The 244-nt window shown below is 39.3% G+C and carries 1 protein-coding gene; it reads right to left on the bottom strand.

Annotation, left to right across the window (positions count from 1 at the left end):
* Positions 1-244, bottom strand: a 244-nt coding sequence (locus tag H2O73_RS21975; RefSeq protein ID WP_220457782.1) for a hypothetical protein, incomplete at both ends; no start/stop codon positions are given.

The raw sequence follows: 244 nt of genomic DNA, 5'->3' as shown, positions 1-244 counted from the left end.
CTGTCCTCAGAGGGATTTTGAACAGTGGCTTGGTCATCCTCTGTCAACTGTTCCTTAATTGACTTCTTGCTCTTTTGAGCAGTGGCATTCAGTGTTTTCCCACTCCTCAGTTGAACTGCTTGACATTCTTCTGTTATTTGTTTAGATATTTGCTGTTTTGCTTGATTCAACTGCAGTTCTATGCTCTTGTTAGCAACCTTAGTATCATGGAGCATTTTTTTAAATTCTGCTAACTGTTCTGTCA

The organism is Vibrio marinisediminis, from assembly GCF_014050145.1.
Taxonomy (GTDB): domain Bacteria; phylum Pseudomonadota; class Gammaproteobacteria; order Enterobacterales; family Vibrionaceae; genus Vibrio; species Vibrio marinisediminis.
The sequence above is the reverse complement of the archived record's forward strand: the minus strand, read 5'-3'. Positions and strand labels throughout refer to the sequence as shown.